14 protein-coding genes are annotated in these 16,603 nt (G+C 70.6%); 4 read left to right on the top strand and 10 right to left on the bottom strand.

Annotation, left to right across the window (positions count from 1 at the left end; genetic code table 11):
- Positions 1-53: 53 nt before the first annotated feature.
- Complete coding sequence (locus PWG71_RS23180; RefSeq protein WP_274812057.1) at positions 54-1,583, top strand: serine/threonine protein kinase; 1,530 nt, start codon at positions 54-56, stop codon at positions 1,581-1,583.
- Between the two features lie 135 nt (positions 1,584-1,718).
- On the opposite strand, the gene PWG71_RS23175 is transcribed toward PWG71_RS23180, so the two are convergent.
- From PWG71_RS23175 to PWG71_RS23165, 3 genes are all read right to left on the bottom strand, one after another.
- A complete protein-coding gene (locus tag PWG71_RS23175; RefSeq protein ID WP_274812056.1) occupies positions 1,719-3,050 on the bottom strand; it encodes a replication-associated recombination protein A in 1,332 nt (443 codons plus the stop codon).
- Positions 3,051-3,111: 61 nt separating this feature from the next.
- Complete coding sequence (locus tag PWG71_RS23170) at positions 3,112-5,010, bottom strand: SpoIIE family protein phosphatase (RefSeq protein WP_446725087.1); 1,899 nt, start codon at positions 5,008-5,010, stop codon at positions 3,112-3,114.
- Positions 5,011-5,718: 708 nt separating this feature from the next.
- Positions 5,719-5,874, bottom strand: coding sequence for a hypothetical protein (locus tag PWG71_RS23165; protein ID WP_274812054.1), 156 nt, complete (start codon positions 5,872-5,874; stop codon positions 5,719-5,721).
- Positions 5,875-5,964: 90 nt separating this feature from the next.
- Between PWG71_RS23165 and PWG71_RS23160 the strand changes: the two genes are divergently transcribed.
- Together PWG71_RS23160 and PWG71_RS23155 are read left to right on the top strand one after the other, a co-directional pair.
- A complete protein-coding gene (locus PWG71_RS23160; RefSeq protein WP_274812053.1) occupies positions 5,965-6,111 on the top strand; it encodes a hypothetical protein in 147 nt (48 codons plus the stop codon).
- Between the two features lie 298 nt (positions 6,112-6,409).
- Positions 6,410-7,225, top strand: coding sequence for a GntR family transcriptional regulator (locus PWG71_RS23155; protein ID WP_274812052.1), 816 nt, complete (start codon positions 6,410-6,412; stop codon positions 7,223-7,225).
- A gap of 344 nt (positions 7,226-7,569) precedes the next feature.
- On the opposite strand, the gene aspS is transcribed toward PWG71_RS23155, so the two are convergent.
- Together aspS and PWG71_RS23145 are read right to left on the bottom strand one after the other, a co-directional pair.
- The gene (gene aspS / locus PWG71_RS23150) at positions 7,570-9,339 is read right to left on the bottom strand and encodes an aspartate--tRNA ligase (RefSeq protein WP_274812050.1); all 1,770 of its coding nucleotides are present in this window, start codon (positions 9,337-9,339) and stop codon (positions 7,570-7,572) included.
- A gap of 163 nt (positions 9,340-9,502) precedes the next feature.
- Entirely contained in the window at positions 9,503-10,180 is a 678-nt protein-coding gene (locus PWG71_RS23145; RefSeq protein ID WP_274812049.1) for an MBL fold metallo-hydrolase, read from the bottom strand.
- Positions 10,181-10,635: 455 nt separating this feature from the next.
- Here PWG71_RS23145 and PWG71_RS23140 point away from each other — a divergent pair, with 455 nt between their 5' ends.
- Positions 10,636-11,871 (top strand): DUF349 domain-containing protein, encoded by a 1,236-nt coding sequence (locus tag PWG71_RS23140; protein ID WP_274812048.1) that lies wholly within the window; start codon positions 10,636-10,638, stop codon positions 11,869-11,871.
- 111 nt (positions 11,872-11,982) lie between these two features.
- On the opposite strand, the gene PWG71_RS23135 is transcribed toward PWG71_RS23140, so the two are convergent.
- From PWG71_RS23135 to gmk, 5 genes are all read right to left on the bottom strand, one after another.
- The gene (locus PWG71_RS23135; protein ID WP_274812047.1) at positions 11,983-12,699 is read right to left on the bottom strand and encodes a hypothetical protein; all 717 of its coding nucleotides are present in this window, start codon (positions 12,697-12,699) and stop codon (positions 11,983-11,985) included.
- A gap of 150 nt (positions 12,700-12,849) precedes the next feature.
- Positions 12,850-14,043, bottom strand: coding sequence for a methionine adenosyltransferase (gene metK / locus PWG71_RS23130; RefSeq protein ID WP_274812046.1), 1,194 nt, complete (start codon positions 14,041-14,043; stop codon positions 12,850-12,852).
- Positions 14,044-14,268: 225 nt separating this feature from the next.
- Positions 14,269-15,489: a bifunctional phosphopantothenoylcysteine decarboxylase/phosphopantothenate--cysteine ligase CoaBC gene (coaBC, locus tag PWG71_RS23125; RefSeq protein WP_274812045.1), complete on the bottom strand. Its 1,221-nt coding sequence runs from the start codon at positions 15,487-15,489 to the stop codon at positions 14,269-14,271.
- Positions 15,490-15,515: 26 nt separating this feature from the next.
- On the bottom strand, positions 15,516-15,782 hold the full coding sequence (gene rpoZ / locus PWG71_RS23120; RefSeq protein ID WP_274812044.1) for a DNA-directed RNA polymerase subunit omega: 267 nt from the start codon (positions 15,780-15,782) through the stop codon (positions 15,516-15,518).
- 79 nt (positions 15,783-15,861) lie between these two features.
- Complete coding sequence (gene gmk, locus PWG71_RS23115) at positions 15,862-16,428, bottom strand: guanylate kinase (RefSeq protein WP_274812043.1); 567 nt, start codon at positions 16,426-16,428, stop codon at positions 15,862-15,864.
- Positions 16,429-16,603 lie beyond the last annotated feature (175 nt).

Raw genomic sequence — 16,603 nt, 5'->3', positions numbered from 1 at the left:
GTCCGGACACTCCACCACCCGCCGGCTTTCAGAAGCATCGCGACAGGACACCCATGAGCCCTCGTTCTCCCCGAGAGATCTCCGTACTGGTACCGGAGCACCTTCCTCCGCTGTATCCGGACGACCCGACACGGATAGGCCCCTATCTCGTCCTCGGGCGGTTGGGGCAGGGGGCCACCGGGACGGTCTACGCCGCGGTGGACGCCTCCTCCCCCACCGCGAACGATCGGCTCATCGCCGTGAAGGTCCTGCGCGACCCCGGTCCGGACCGCGAGGCGCTCGTGCGGCGGTTGACCGCCCTGACCCGGGTGGATCCGACGCGCGTGGTGGTGCCGACGACCTTCGACGGGCGGTCCGAGCGACCGTGGCTGTCGATGCCCTACATGGAGGGCGAGCGGCTGTCCCACTACGTGACCAAACGGGGCGGGGTGGGCACCGGAAAGCTCATCGCGCTGGCCGTGGGGCTGGCGGACGGCCTCTCGGCGCTGCACGGTCGGGGCGTGGCGCACGGGTCGCTGAACCCGGAGAAGGTGCTGCTCGAATCGCACGGGCCGCACATCATGGACTGCGCGGTCTCCGAGGTGGACCCGAACGGTCCGGGCGTCACCTGGATGAGCCCCGAACGCTTCCGCGGGGCGGAGGCCTCCCCCGCCGCCGACGTCTTCGCCTGGGGCGCCGTCATCGCGTTCGCCGGTACCGGGCGGCTGCCCTTCGGTCCGGGTGAGCCGGAGGAGATCGCCCGGCGGGCCGAGAGCGGCGACCACAACCTGACCGGCCTGGTCAAGGGGCTGGTGCCGGTGGTGAAACGGGCCCTGGACCCCGATCCGGAGGCACGGCCGAGCCTGCGGGAGGTGATCGGCGCGGTCATCGCGGTCTGGCAGCGGGAGAACGGCCGCGAGGACGCCGAGGTACCCGACCGCGATCGGCTGGCCGCCCTGCTGGAACGCGAGTGGAGCGCGGTCGAACCGGCCCAGCGGGTGCCCAGGGTGATCCGGCTGGAGGGGCGCGCACCCCGGGAGCGATCGCTGCGGAAACCGATCATGGTGGGCGCGGGCGCGCTCGCGGTGGTCCTGGTCGGCGCGGGCGTGTGGGGGGTCTCCCGACTGGTGGGCCCCTCGGACGACGAGGCGCTGGTCTCCGACGCCGTGGATGAGGAGCCCGCCGCGAGCCCCTCCCCGGAGGAGCCCCGGACCCTGGTGGTGCGGTTCGACCCGGCCGAGCAGGAGGAGGTCCTGGAGGGCCCGTGGGTCTACACGCCCGTGGACCGTGACGACGAACCCGAACGCGGCCAGGGCGTGCCCACCCACCAGGAGTGGGCCGAGCAGTGGGAGGAGGCGGGGGAGGCCGACGACGCGGTCATCTCCCCCGAGGCCGAGGTGTTGTGCGCGAAGTTCTGCGCCGCTCCGGAACACGTCTTCCTGGACGAGGAGGGGCGCGGCACCTGGGAGCTGACCGGCCGCGACTTCATCGACTACCTGTCCTGGGGACCGGTGGTGATCGTCGAGGTCACCTTCTCCGACGAGGAGCCCGAGGGCGACGGACCCCGGGAGATCGTAGGGATCACGGAGTTGTTCACCGATTGAGGCGTGTTCCGCGGGTGCCGCCCGTCGCCCTTCACGGGCGGCCGGCGGCCCTGTTCTTCGGAGTCGCCTCCTCCGCCGGCCCTCGGAACCCCGTGGGCGCGCGAGCCGCCTGGGGACGCCTCGCGCGGTGGGGGGTCACCCGCCGCGCAGAACGCCCTTGATGCGTCGCAGGACCTCGGAGATGCGGCGTTCGGCGCCGTGTTCGGTCGGCCGGTAGTACTCGCGGTCGGTGAGGCCCTCGGGCGCGTGCGTCTGGGGCGCGACCCCGCCCGGGTAGTCGTGGGCGTAGCGGTAGCCCTTGCCGTGGCCGAGGTCGGCGGCGCCCTTGTAGTGGCCGTCCCGCAGGTGGGAGGGGACCGGCCCGGCGTTGCCCTTGCGCACGTCGGCCATGGCGGCGTCGATGGCGGTGATGACGGCGTTGGACTTGGGCGCCAGGCTGATGTGGATCACCGCCTGGGCGAGGTTGATGCGCGCCTCCGGCATGCCGATGAGTTCGACCGCCTGTGCGGCGGCCACGGCCGTCTGGAGCGCGGTGGGGTCGGCCATGCCGACGTCCTCGCTGGCGTGCACGACGATGCGGCGAGCGATGAACCGGGGATCCTCCCCCGCCTCGATCATGCGGGCCAGGTAGTGCAGGGCCGCGTCGGGGTCACTGCCGCGCATGCTCTTGATGAACGCGCTGACGACGTCGTAGTGCTGGTCTCCGGAGCGGTCGTAGCGCACGGCGTGGCGGTCCACGGCGCTCTCGACGTGCTCGGCGGTGATCTCCACCGGTTCGGCGGCGGGCGGCCCGGCCACGAGGGCGCCGGCCTCCAGGTAGGTGAGGGAGCGCCGGCCGTCGCCGCCGGCCAGCCGCACCAGGTGGTCGGCGGCCTCGTCGGTGAGCGTGTAGCGCCCGTCCAGTCCGCGTTCGTCGGTCAGCGCGCGCGACAGCAGGACACGCACGTCGGCGTCGTCCAGGGATTCCAGGGTCAGCAGCAGGGAGCGGGACAGCAGCGGGCCGACCACGGAGAAGAAGGGGTTCTCGGTGGTGGCGCCGATGAAGCTGACCCACCGGTTCTCCACCGCGGGCAGCAGGGCGTCCTGCTGGGTCTTGTTGAAGCGGTGGACCTCGTCGACGAACAGCAGGGTGCGGGTGCCGTTCATGCCCATGCGCCGGCGGGCCTCCTCGATGACCGCGCGCACGTCCTTGACCCCGGCGTTGACCGCGGACAGTTCCACGAAGCGACGCCTGGTGGCCTTGCTGACCACGGTGGCCAGGGTGGTCTTGCCGGTCCCCGGCGGACCCCACAGGAACACGGACATGGGCGCGTCGTCCTCGACCAGGCGGCGCAGCGGACTGCCCGAGCCCAGGAGGTGGCGTTGGCCCATGACCTCGTCGAGGGTGCGCGGCCGCATGCGCACGGCGAGCGGCTCCTGTCCCCTGGCGGCCTCGGCCCCGGCGTCGTCGAACAGTGTTTCGGACACCCGCCCAGGGTAGGCGGTGACGACGACCGTCCGTGTCCGAACGCGCGGACCGGGTGGGTTCTCAGGCGGCCGGGCGGCGCATCCGGGCGATGAGGATCGCGATGTCGTCGCCGCGCCCGGCCGGGGCCATCTCCGCCAGCACGTGGGAGGCCCCGTCGGGGTCCTCGCAGTGTTCGGACAGCGCGGCGCCGACCGTGGCCAGTCCGTCCTCCATGCGCACCTCGCTGCTCTCCACCAGCCCGTCCGAGCAGATCAGCAGGGTGGTGGACGGGTCCAGGACCCGGGTGGTGACGGTGTACTCGGTGTCGGGGAGCACGCCCAGGGGCGGTCCGGTCTCGGGTTCCCACGTCTCGAAGCCGTCGAGGTCGGCGAGCACCACGGGCGGTTGCCCCGCCCAGGCGGCCTGCATGATGCCCTTCTCCCGGTCCAGGACGAGGTAGCCGCAGGTGGCGAAGACGATCTCGCCGGTGTCGGTGAGCAGCCGGTTGGTCTCCCCCAGGACGACGCCGGGATCGGACTGGTTGCTGGCGTAGGCGCGAAAGGCCACCCGGATCTGGCCCATGGCGGCCGCGGCCTCGACACCGTGTCCCTGCACGTCGCCGACCAGCAGACCGACCTTGCCGCCGGGAAGTTCGATGACGTCGTAGAAGTCGCCGCAGATCCGCCAGTCGGCGCGGGAGGGAAGGTACTTGGTGGCGATGTCCAGGTCGGGGAAGCTGGCCACCTCGCGGGGCAGCATGCGCCGTTGGACGGCGTCGGCCAGCTCCAGTTCGGCCTGTTGGGCCTTGATCCTCTGTAGGGCCTGGCCGGCCAGGCCGGCGAAGGTCAGCATGAGGGCGCGCTCGTCGCGGCTGGCGTGGTGGGGACGGTCCCACACCATCTGCCACACCCCCAGGGCCACCTTGCTGTCACCGAAGATCGGCACGGTCGCCCAGGCCTGTGACTTGGAGTCGTTGTGGCGCATGAGGTCGACGGCGGTCGGAAAACGGCTGATGACCTCGGCCCGGCTCTCGAAGAAGCGCGGTTGGCGGTCCTGGATGACCGCGCCCATCGGATAGTTGGTGTCGTCGGCGCGGCGACCGTCTATGAGGCCGACGTTGCCGCGTTCGCGGGTGCCGGGCGAGGTGCGCAGGACGTTGTCCTCCACGTACATGGCCACCGCCATGTGACCGCCGAAGATCGGCAGGAACTCCTCGCTGAGCAGGTCCATGACCTTGTCGACGGTGGTGGCCGAGACGAGTTTGGAGGACAGTTCCGTGACCAGACGGCCGTGCTCGGCCTCGGTGCGACGGCGGTCGGCGAGCCTGCGGACGAGCTGGACGTGCTCGGTGACGTCGTCGACGATGCCGACCAGGCGGTCGGGGTCACCGGACACGAACCGGGCGCGGACGTGAAGGGAGCGTTCGTCTCCGAGGCGGTCGAAGACGCGGAAGCGCTGTTCGTAGTCGCGGCCGGCGAAGGAGGTCGCCATGGCGTCGCGGACCCGGGCGATGTCGTCGGGGTGGACGCGCTCCAGGATGCGGTCGAGTTCGCGGTCGTTGCCGGCCAGGAGCGAGCCGAGCGGGGTCGGGCCGAAGAGTTCGCGCAACCGCCCGGTGCCCAGGTCCAGACTCCACAGGACGGAGTCGGAGTTGTCCGTGCGCAGTTCACCGATGACCCGCAGGTCGGTCTCCTCGGTGGAGAGGACGTGCACGAGGACGATCGCGGCGTCGTCGTCGGGAAGGAGGCGCACCTCGGCCTCGGCCAGGTGGAACGCCTTGGCGGTGATGGAGATCTTGAGCCGCCGGGGGCGGTGCCCGTTGAGGGACTCCCGGTGGAAGCGGGCGGCGGCGCGGCCCTCCTCCTCTTCCAGGAGGTCGAACCAGCGGTGTCCCGCGAGATCGCCCTCCTCCCGGTCGAAGAGTTCGCGGAAGGAGACGTTGGCATGCCGGATCGAGCCGTCGGCCGAGGTGAGCACCATGGGCTCGGGTGCGTGGAAGAACGCCCCCGTGAGCTCGCCCTCCGAACCACCGCCTGTAGCACGTTCTACGTTCACGGACTCAATCCTCATGTCGTCTCGGACGTCACACCCGTGTCCGAGCACGGTCACCCCTGCGGACATTCCGATTCGGCTCATTCTAGTGTCGGGGGCGAAACGGTCTCCGAGTCGCTCATCGGGGAGACCGGCTCCGTCTCCATCTCGTGTCACCCGTGGGACCTCGTGCGATAGGGGTCGGCGCGGTTCACCGTCATGGGGATGATCGGTGTGCGGCGACCCCGGAGGTCTCTGACGACCGATCTCAGGTCACGAATCGTTACGCTCGCGTGACTCGACGGCGCAGAAAGCACTCCACCACCATTCCGCCCCCCGGCGAGGAGGGCTCCCCCGTGGTGCGGCGCGTTCACTCCCGAGAACACGGGCACCGGACGATGGGGAAGGGTGATTCGCCCCCAACGGTAGGGGATGTGCGGCCCCGGCGCATCCGGACAGGTCGTTCGAGGCCATGTTCGGCCAGGTTTTCCCGAAAAACCCGAACGATTACATCACGTAGGCGTCTTATGACCGTTTCTTCCGGGTAAAGAGGGGCTCACGGAGAAGCGGGGGTGACGCGTGCGAACGCGTCACCCCCGCTCATCCGTCCCGATGTCCTCGCCTCCGGGTCGATCGGAGGGCGGGACGGGGAGGGGTTCAGTCGCCGTGGCGGTACTCGCGGCCGGGGTCGCCCAGGAGAGGGGCGCCGGCGGCGCGCTGGTCGGCGATGATCCGACCCTGGCGCAGGACCGCGTCGCGTTCGGCGGGGGTGAGGTCGTCCGGGATCGGGTCGGATTCGGTGCGGTCGGTCATCGTGGGCTCCATTCGGGTGTGGCGGCGGGTCGCGCGTGGTCCCGCGGCCGGGCGTTCGCGGGGGTGGGGCCCGATCCGACCGAGGGGCCGGTGGGCGATCGCCTCGGCACCGCCGCCCGGGACGGGGTCCGGATCGGGGACCCGGTGGCGGTGGACGAGGGCGTCCGGCATCCGCGACATCGGGCCGGGGCGCGGGCCCGGACCGTCACGGCCCCGGTGGGGTTCGAGCAGCGGTAGCACGCCATGCGCACACCTCCAGGAATACCGGGCGGGAGACCCGGCACCGCGCGTCGTCGGAACGGTCGCCCTGTGGCCGTGATCGCGGATCCGGACCACTCGGCACCACGCCCGGCCGGAACGGAGTGGGGCACACTGGACGTGTGACCGCCAACCGCTCCACCACCCACAAGCCGACGCGGAACCGTGGACTTTATGGGGGCTAAAGCCTTGCGTGTGACGACAGTAACCCACCCTTTCGCGTGGCGCAATAGGGGGGCTAAAGTCCACAGTGGAGCACCCGAAGTGAGGATTCCCCTTGGACGCACGGACACTGCACGACATCGCGGCCATCGCCGACCCGCTGGACAGAGCCCGCGCCGCGTCGGCCGCCATGACGACACTGCAAGCACAGAGCGTCGAACTCTCCCGTATCCGACGAGGCGCCATCATCGAGACCCAACAAGCCGGGATGCGGCAGGAGGACATCGCCAGACACCTGGGGGTCTCACCCGGCCGGATCTCCCAGATGAAGAAGGCGGGCTCCGAGGAACCCGCCCACAAGGCGCCCGCCGGGCCGGTCGGACCGAGGCCCCGCGTCCTCGTGCAACGCGCCCTGCCCACGCCTCCGAGCACACGCGGCTCGAAGTCGCTGTACCTCACCGAAGCCGGGCAACAGGGACTCACCCCGGAACGGAGGATGCTGTTCGTCGGGCAGGAGCCCGCCAACGAGCACGTCGCCCTGGGGCTGCGCGTCGAAGCCGGTGACAGCGTGATCGCCCGGCGGAAGATGTTCTGGGCCGACGGGGTCCCGGTCCGGATCTCCACGTCGTACTTTCGTGTGGACGTCGGCGAGAACACCAGACTGGACGGAGAGGGTTTCGTGCTGCCGACCCTCCAGGCCGCGATCGAGGATCTCGGCCACCGGTTCGACCACGCCGTGGAGACCCTGACCGTGCGCCCGGCGACCCCCTACGAGGCCGACCTGTTGGAGATCCCGGGTGAGTGGGTGGTGCAGGTCCTGCGCGTCGGTCACTCCACCGAGGACGTCCCGATCCACGCCCTGGAGACGATCTGCGCCGCGTCCCGCCACACGTTCCCGATCGGGCAGGCCCTCGGTAGCGACCACTTCTGATCCGGCGCGGCGGACGCCCACGCCGGATCACGCTCGCGGAGCACGGCCGGGATCCCGACCGGCCGTCGGAGCCCCGGCATCCGCCCGTCGGGCACTTCGGCCCGTTCCGTACGGCCGGGGTGTCGCGAGCGGGTGGACGACGGTTCGTCCGCGTTCGCGCCCTCCCCTTCCGAGAAGACCCACGACCGCGGAGACGGCGGTCGGGGCTCCGGTGCCATCGGCCCCCGGCGGCGATGGACGGGTTCCCGGCCGTCGAGCCGGCGACGTTTCCGAGAGGTCCCCGGGTCCGGCCCGACGACGAGGGCCCCGGTCTCGCGACCGGGGCCCCGCGCTCACACGTGGTCCTACTTCTTCTGCTCGCCCGGGGGCAGCACCGACCGCACGTGGATGTCGCGGAGCTGCTTGTCCGACACGGCGGAGGGCGCGCCCATCATCAGGTCCTGGGCGTTCTGGTTGAGCGGGAACGCGATCGTCTCGCGGATGTTGGGCTCGTCGGCGAGGAGCATGACGATCCGGTCCACGCCCGGGGCGATGCCACCGTGCGGCGGGGCCCCGAACTTCAGCGCCTTGAGCATGCCGCCGAACTCGGCCTCCACCGCGTCCTCGTCGTACCCGGCGATCTCGAACGCCTTGTACATGATCTCGGGCGAGTGGTTCCGGATCGCGCCCGAGGACAGCTCCACACCGTTGCAGACGATGTCGTACTGCCACGCCAGGATGTCCAGCGGGTCCTGGGTCTCCAAGGCCTCAAGGCCGCCCTGGGGCATCGAGAACGGGTTGTGGCTGAACTCGATCGCGCCCTCGTCCGAGCGCTCGAACATCGGGAAGTCCACGATCCAGCAGAAGCGGTAGACCTTCTCCTCGAAGTGTCCCGCGCGCTTGCCCGCCTCGACCCGGACCGGCGCCATGATGCGGTTGATCTCCGCGTCGTCCTCGCTCGCGCAGAAGAACAGGCCGTGGCCCGGACCCGCCTCCAGGGTGGAGAGCAGCTCGTCGGAGATCTCGGTGACGAACTTGGCGATGGGACCGGTCAGCTCGCCGTTCTCGCCCACCTTCAGCCAGGCCAGACCCTTGGCGCCCTGCTCGACCGCGAAGTCGCCGATGCCGTCGAAGAACTTGCGCGGCTGACCGCCGACCTCGGGAACCGCCAGGGCACGGACCTTCTTGCCCGCGAAGGCCCGGAAGTCCGTCTTGCCGAACAGCTCGGTGACGTCGAGCATCTTCATCGGCACGCGCAGGTCGGGCTTGTCGGTGCCGTACCACTGGAGGGCGTCCCGGTAGGCGATGCGCGGGTACGGGGAGGTGATCTCCCAGCCCTCGGAGAACTCGCGGAAGACGTCGGTCATCACCTTCTCGATGACCTCGAACACGTCCTCCTGCTCGACGAAGCTCATCTCGACGTCGAGCTGGTAGAACTCACCCGGCGAGCGGTCCGCGCGGCTGTCCTCGTCGCGGAAGCAGGGCGCGATCTGGAAGTAGCGGTCGAACCCGGCGATCATCAGCAGCTGCTTGAACTGCTGCGGCGCCTGCGGCAGCGCGAAGAACCTGCCCGGGTGCAGCCGGGACGGCACCAGGAAGTCGCGCGCGCCCTCGGGGCTGGAGCTGGTGAGGATCGGGGTCTGGAACTCGTTGAAGCCCAGGGCCGTCATCTTCTGGCGGATCGAGGCGATCACGCGCGAGCGCAGCATGATGTTCTCGTGCATCCGCTCCCGGCGCAGGTCCAGGAAGCGGTAGGTGAGACGGCGCTCCTCGGAGGTGTTGTCCTCCGGGAACACGGTGAGCGGAAGCTCCTCGGTGGTACCGAGGACCTCGAAGTCGACGGCGTCGATCTCGATCTCGCCGGTGGGCAGGTTGGGGTTGACGTTCTCGCCGCTGCGGGCCGTCACCTCACCGGTGACACGGATGACCGTCTCCTTGGAGACCCGGCTGAGCTGCTCGAACACCGGTGACTCGGGACGTGCCGTGAGCTGGGTGATGCCGTAGTGGTCACGCAGGTCGACGAAGAGCAGACCGCCCAGATCGCGGCGATTGTGCACCCAACCGGAGAGGCCGACCCGCTCCCCGACATGCTCCTTGCGGAGCTGACCACACGTATGAGTCCTGTAACGATGCATGAGTTACCAAGTCCACTAGCTACACGGCTGGGCGAGGGTGCCGGGAGACCGGTTCGGCCCCGGACAAGGGCACGGCATGGCCCTGAACATCTGGAATCCTACCGGTAACACCACCACCCGGCCTCCTGATCACCGAGGGAGCGGACGGGGCGGCGGCGGACGGTCAACCGGTGATATCGCGCAGGTACGGATTGGTGGCGCGCTCGCGGCCGACGGTGGTGGCGGGGCCGTGACCGGGCAGGACACGGGTGTCGTCGTCGCGCGAGAGCACCGCGTCGGTCAGGCTGCGCGCCATGGCGGCCGAGTCTCCGCCGGGGAAGTCGGTACGGCCGATGGAGCCGGCGAAGACCAGGTCACCGGCGAACATCACCGGAACGCCGTCCTCGCTGCGGGTGGTGTAGACGACCGAACCCGGGGTGTGACCCGGGGTGTGCGCGACGGTGTACTCCACCCCGGCCAGGGCCAGCACGTCGCCGTCGGCGACCTCGATCAGGCGGCTCGGCTCGCGGTGCGGGCCCGGGCCCAACAGAGCCGACAACTGCGCGGCGAACGCGGCGTCCACCCCCTTGCCCGGCTCGGTGAGCAGGTCGCGGTCGGCCGCGTGCAGGTACACCGGGATGCCGTGGGCGTCGGCGATCTCGGCCGCCGACCAGACGTGATCGAAATGCCCGTGGGTGAGCAGGATCGCGACGGGGGTCAACCGGTGCTCGGCGAGGACCTTGGCCACCGGTTCGGCCGCGTCCTGTCCAGGATCGACGATGACGCACTCACCGTCCGGGGCCGCCGCGGGCACATAGCAGTTCGCGGCGAGGGGTCCGGTGGGAAGCGCGGCGATGAGCACGGCGGATGACGTCCTGTCCTCGGATCGGTGTCGTGGCGCCCGGGGGCGATCGCGGCCTCGGGTAGGTGAGAGCCTACCGACGCGGGCGGGGACGGGCGACCGAATGAGCACATGTGTGCGCTCTTTTGATCACCATTCGATCACCGCACACGCCCGGACTCTTTGCCAAAGCGCGTGGTAATGCCATATTGGTCACCGTCCCGTGTGCACCGTGGCCCCGACCTGCGCCTCCTTCGGAAAAGGGGACCGCCGGCCCCCGGCAGCGGTCGGCACTACTGAGGACACCGATGACGGGCCCCGGAAAAAGCCCGCACGGATGGATGAGACACGGCGCGTCGTCATCATCGGATCGAATGGATACCCTGCTCTGCACAGTGGTCTCCATCATGGCTCGGCGAGAGACACCGCGACGACCCGAACCCGCTCTCGCGGGTTCATGACAGCAGGAGGACACGGTGACCACGGACCCTTGGGGCCGCGTAGACGACGACGGCACGGTCTACGTGCGCACGAGCGAAGGCGAGCGGGTCGTCGGATCGTGGCAGGCGGGGGAGCCGGAGGAGGCCCTGGCCTTCTTCCGCCGAAAATACGACTCACTGGTCACCGAGGTGGAGCTGCTGGAGAAGCGGCTGAAGACCACCGACCTGTCCGCCGCCGCCGCGATGTCGAACATCGACAAGCTCCGCTCCGCGGTGCGGGAGGCGCACGCGGTCGGTGACCTGGACGCCCTGACCCGACGGCTGGACGCGTTGGCCGACCGCGCCGAGGAGCGCAAGGTCGAGCAGAAGCAGGCCCAGGAGCAGGCCCGCGTCGAGGCCCGCGAGATCAAGGAGCGGATCGTCGCCGAGGCCGAACGGGTCGCGGCGGAGACCACGCACTGGAAGTCCGGCGGCGAGCGGATGCTCCAGCTGATCGAGGAGTGGAAGAAGGCCCCCCGGGCCGACCGGCCCACCGAGCAGGCGCTGTGGAAGCGCATGTCGGCGGCGCGCAACTCCTTCTCCAAGCGGCGCAAGGCCTACTTCGCCAACCTGGACCAGGAACGCGAGTCGGTGCGGGCCGAGAAGGAGCGCATCGTCGCCGAGGCCGAGACCCTGGCCGAGTCCACCGAGTGGGGCGAGACCGCCCGCGCCTACCGCGACCTGATGCAGCGGTGGAAGCAGACCGGCCGCGCGGACCGGACCAGCGAGGACCGCCTGTGGGCCCGGTTCAAGGCCGCCCAGGACCGGTTCTTCGACGCGCGCAACGCGACCTTCGCCGAGCGCGACGCGGAGCTGCGGGTCAACGCCGACGCCAAGGAGAAGATCCTGGCGGAGGCGCAGACGGAGGTCCGCGCCCTGATCTCCGACCCGCGCCGGGCCCGCGCCCGGCTGCGCGACTTCCAGGAGGCCTGGGAGGAGGCCGGCGAGCTGCCGCGCGATGTGCGCGACCGGTTCGAAGGGGCCTTCCGCCAGGTCGAGGACGAGGTCCGGCGGGCGGAGGAGACCGAGTGGGAGCGTAAGAACCCCGAGGCCCGGGCGCGCGCCGCGGCCACGGTCGGACAGCTCTCCACGGCGATCGCCGATCTGGAGAAGAAGCTGGAGAAGGCGCGGGCGAACAACGACGCCCGTCGCGTCAAGGAGTTCGAGGAGGCGCTGGAGGCCCGCCGTTCGTGGCTGGCCGAGGCGGAGAAGGCGCTCGACGACCTGAGCTGAGGCCTTTCCCCCAGGGCGGGTCCGTGTCCGAAGGGGCACGGGCCCGTCTTTTCGCGTTTGCACGGACTCGGGGGGATCTCCTCCCCCTTCCTCCCGTCCCCCGCCCCGGTCCTAGCGATGCGCGTCCAGCCGGTAGACGGTCGCCCCGGGAGAGGTCCCGATGTCGGGCGTCTCCCCGGGCGCGTGGTCCCCGGGCGCGTGGTCCCCGGGCGCGTGGTCCCCGGGCGCGTGGTCCCCGGTCTCCTCCGGCGTCGGCCGGGGCCCGCGGGACCTGACGTGGCTCGCGATCCCCCCTCCGGCGAGGGCCAGGATCCCGAGCAGGCCGACCGCGGTCACACCGGTCCACAGGGGGGACAGCCGCTTGCGCACCTCGTGCTCCTGTGACGCGCAGGAGGTCAGCACCCCCTCCGCCCCGGAGCGCAGGCACACGGTCGACACCGGACGCGACGCCCCCTCGGGGACCCCGGTCAGTTCGCCGGTGAGTTTCAGCGAGGCCCGCTCCCCCGCCGCCAACGGCCGCGCCCAGACGACCCGGTCGCCGTCCACCTCGGCCCCCTCCGTGCCCCCGACATAGCGCATGGTGGTGGGCAGGAAGTGGACGACCTCGGCCTCGGACACGTCCGACGCTCCCGAGTTGCGGACCTTGATCGTGTACTCCACCCGGTCCCCGGGGTCCAGCCGCTCCCGTTCGGCGCTCTGCAACGTCACGTGCAGGCTCTCCGCGCCGGGGACGACCTCCTTCGCCCCCACCGGTTCCGGCGCCTGGATCCCCGGCAGGGACACGAGCGCGGCCAGGCCCACCGCTGACATCGCCGCCGCTACGACCATGGTGCTTCCTCCACGTACAGAACATAACTATATGTATTTATTTAATAACACAGAGTATTGGCCTTGGACGTGCGCCATGCCCGCGGAACACGGACGAGGGGGTGGGCGACCGGTCGGTCGCCCACCCCCTCGTCGTCGGTGCGTCGAGCCTCAGGCCCCCGCGAACGACCGCAGCGCGGCTGCGCGGTCGGTGCGCTCCCAGGTGAACTCCGGCAGCTCGCGGCCGAAGTGGCCGTAGGCGGCGGTCTTGGAGTAGATGGGACGCAGCAGGTCCAGGTCCCGCACGATCGCGGCCGGACGCAGGTCGAAGACCTCCTTGACGGCCTTCTCGATCAGCTCCGGGGACACCTTCTCGGTGCCGAAGGTCTCGATGAACACGCCGACCGGGTGCGCCTTGCCGATGGCGTAGGCGACCTGGACCTCGGCGCGCTCGGCCAGCTCGGCCGCGACGATGTTCTTGGCGACCCAGCGCATCGCGTAGGCGGCCGAACGGTCCACCTTCGACGGGTCCTTGCCGGAGAAGGCGCCGCCACCGTGACGGGCGTAGCCGCCGTAGGTGTCCACGATGATCTTGCGGCCGGTCAGGCCGGCGTCGCCCATCGGGCCGCCGATCTCGAAACGACCGGTCGGGTTGACCAGCAGGCGGTAGTCGTCGGACTCCAGGCCGAAGGCGGTCACCACCGGCTCGATGACGTGCTCGCGGATGTCCGGGGCGAGCAGCTCCTCCAGGCTGATGTCGGCGGAGTGCTGGCTGGAGACCACGACCGTGTCCAGGCGGACCGGGGTCTGGCCGTCGTACTCGACCGTGACCTGGGTCTTGCCGTCGGGGCGCAGGTAGGGCACGGTGCCGTTGCGGCGGACCTCGGCCAGGCGCTCGGCCAGCGAGTGGGCCAGCTTGATCGGCAGCGGCATCAGCTCCGGGGTCTCCCGGTTGGCGTAGCCGAACATCAGGCCCTGGTCGCCCGCGCCCTGACGGTTGAGGGCGTCGTCCTCGTGCTCGACCCGGGCCTCGTAGGCGGTGTCGACACCCTGGGCGATGTCGGGGGACTGGGCGTCGATGGAGACGTTGACCCCGCAGGAGTCACCGTCGAACCCCTTGGCGGACGAGTCGTACCCGATCCGGAGGATCGTCTCGCGCACGATGGCGGGGATGTCGACGTAGGTCTGGGTGGTGACCTCACCCGCGATGTGGACCTGACCGGTGGTGATCAGCGTCTCGACGGCGACCCGGCTGGCGGGGTCGTGGGTGAGCATCGCGTCGAGGATCGCGTCACTGATCTGGTCGGCCATCTTGTCGGGATGGCCCTCGGTGACCGACTCGGAGGTGAAAAGGCGGCGGGACACGTTGCGTGACTCCTTGCAGCGGCTGCTGGCTGACATGGGACGGCGCGGCACGACGCGCCCGACGACCTGCCGGGACGGTCAATACCGACCGATGCGGTTGGTTATCGGTCCACTGTAACGGGACCGGTGGGGACGGGGACCCCCGGACGACCTCGTGGGTCGCGGGTGCCCGATGGAAGTGTGTCGTACCGGACGGTGGGAAATCCAGTCCCGGAGCCCTGCGGGTCACCGGGATGAACGTTCTCCCACGAGGTCCCACACCCGATCGGCGAGGTCCTCCTTGGGCCCGTGCGGGATCTCCACGGCGGTGCCCTCGGAGCCCAGGACGACGGCCTGGTTGTCCTCGGTGCCGAAGGCGCGGCCCCCGCCGACCTGGTTGACCACGAGCAGGTCACAGCCCTTCCTGGCCAGTTTGGCACGACCGTTGGCGAGGACGTCGTCGGTCTCGGCGGCGAAACCGACGATGATCTGCCCGGTGCCCTCCCGCTTCCGGGCGGCCACCAGGCCGGCCAGGACGTCGGGGTTCTCGACCAGTTCGATGGGCGCGGGCGCGGTACCGGACTTCTTGATCTTGGAGATGACGCTGGCGGCGGGCCGGAAGTCGGCCACGGCGGCGCTCATCACGATGACGTCGGCGTCGACGCGCTCGGCCTCCATGGCCTCCGCCAGTTCCACGGCCGAGGTCACCGGGACCACCCGCGCCCCGGCCGGGTCGGACAGGGAGACGTTGGCGGCGACCAGCGTCACGTCGGCGCCCCGGGCGACCGCGGTGCGGGCCAGGGCGTAGCCCTGTTTCCCGGAGGAGTGGTTGCCGATGAAACGGACCGGGTCGATGGACTCGCGGGTCCCTCCGGCGGAGATGACCACGCGGCGCCCGACGAGGTCGGGAACGGCCGCGCCGCGGCGCAGGGCCAGCCGGGCGGCCTCGAAGAGCTCGGCCGGTTCGGGCAGGCGCCCCCGGCCGGTATCGGCTCCGGTGAGCCGGCCCACGGCCGGGTCCAGGACGATCGCGCCGCGCGAGCGCAGTGTCCCGACGTTGGCCCGCGTGGCCGGGTGCTCCCACATCTCGGTGTGCATCGCGGGTGCGAACACCACCGGACAGCGGGCGGTCAGCAGGGTGTTGGTCAACAGGTCGTCGGCGAGGCCGGCGGCGGCCTTGGCCAGGATGTTGGCGGTGGCCGGGGCGACGAAGACGAGGTCGGCGGACTGGCCGATGCGCACGTGCGGGACCTCGTGCACCGTGGCCCACACCCCGGTGACCACGGGTTGCCCGGACAACGCCGCCCAGGTGGGCTCACCGACGAAGCGCAGGGCCTCGTCCGTGGGCACGACCCGGACGCGATGGCCGGACTCGGTCAGTCGGCGGAGCAGTTCGCACACCTTGTAGGCGGCGATACCGCCGCCGACGCCGAGGACGACCTGGGGCTTGTTTCCTGTGTCACTCACAGACAGGAGTTCTACCAGGTCGGTTCTCAGGTGCCCTCGAAGGGCTCCGCGGTGAGGAGACCGGACTTGATCTCGCGCAGGGCGATGGACAGCGACTTCTCCTGCACCTGGGTCTCGACCAACGGGCCGACGTACTCCAGCAGCCCCTCGCCCAGCTGAGCGTAGTAGGCGTTGATCTGGCGGGCCCGCTTGGAGGCCATGGTGACCAGGCTGTACTTGCTGTCCACCAGATCGAGCAGATCGTCGATCGGCGGGTTGGTGATGCCTTCGGCGACGGGCTCGGTTCCAGCCACTTTCGATTACCCCCAGGAAGGTTCGGATGCGAGGTGCGGTGTACCAGGGTACGCGGGCCCGGCGGTGCCGGCGCCGTTATCACACCTCGGACGCGGTGATCAACGCTAGCAGTTCGGCGCACACGTCCTGCACGGACGTGTTGACCAGGGTGGTGTCGAACTCCTTCTCGGAGGCGAGTTCGACCTTGGCGGCCTCCAGGCGGCGCCGGATGACCTCTTCGGACTCCGTGCCGCGTCCGGTGAGCCGGCGGACCAGTTCCTCCCAGGAGGGCGGCGCCAGGAAGACGTGCAGGGCCTCGGGCATGGTCTCGCGGATCTGGCGGGCGCCCTGGAGTTCGATCTCCAGCAGCACCGGCAGTCCGGACGAGAGCCGTTCCTCGACGGGGCGGCGCGGGGTGCCGTAGCGGTTGCCCGCGAATCGCGCCCACTCCAGGAGTTCGCCGTCGGCGATGAGCCGGTCGAACTCCTCGTCGGTGACGAAGTGGTACTGGACGCCGTCGACCTCGCCGGGCCGGGGGGCGCGCGTGGTCGCCGACACGGAGAGCCACACGTCGGGGTGGGCCCGACGCAGCTCGGCGACGACCGTGCTCTTGCCCACACCGGAGGGTCCGGACAGGACGATCAGCCGTTGTTCTGGGTCGGGCATGGTCTTGCGGGCTTCCCTTCGGGCCTTGGCATCCGCCCGCGGCGCGCTCGGGGTGCTCGGCGACGGGGTCGCTCCGGGCCCGGGATCGCCCACCGTGCGGACGGCGGGTGCGTGCGGGGTCATCCTCGCGTTCGGGCGCGGGAAGCTTCATTTATACCACCGGGCCGTGACGCAC

Origin of the sequence: Nocardiopsis sp. N85, assembly GCF_028882275.1 — a bacterium.
Classification (GTDB): domain Bacteria; phylum Actinomycetota; class Actinomycetes; order Streptosporangiales; family Streptosporangiaceae; genus Nocardiopsis; species Nocardiopsis lambiniae.
Note: the sequence above shows the minus strand (reverse complement) of the source record. Positions and strands in the feature narration are given on the sequence as shown.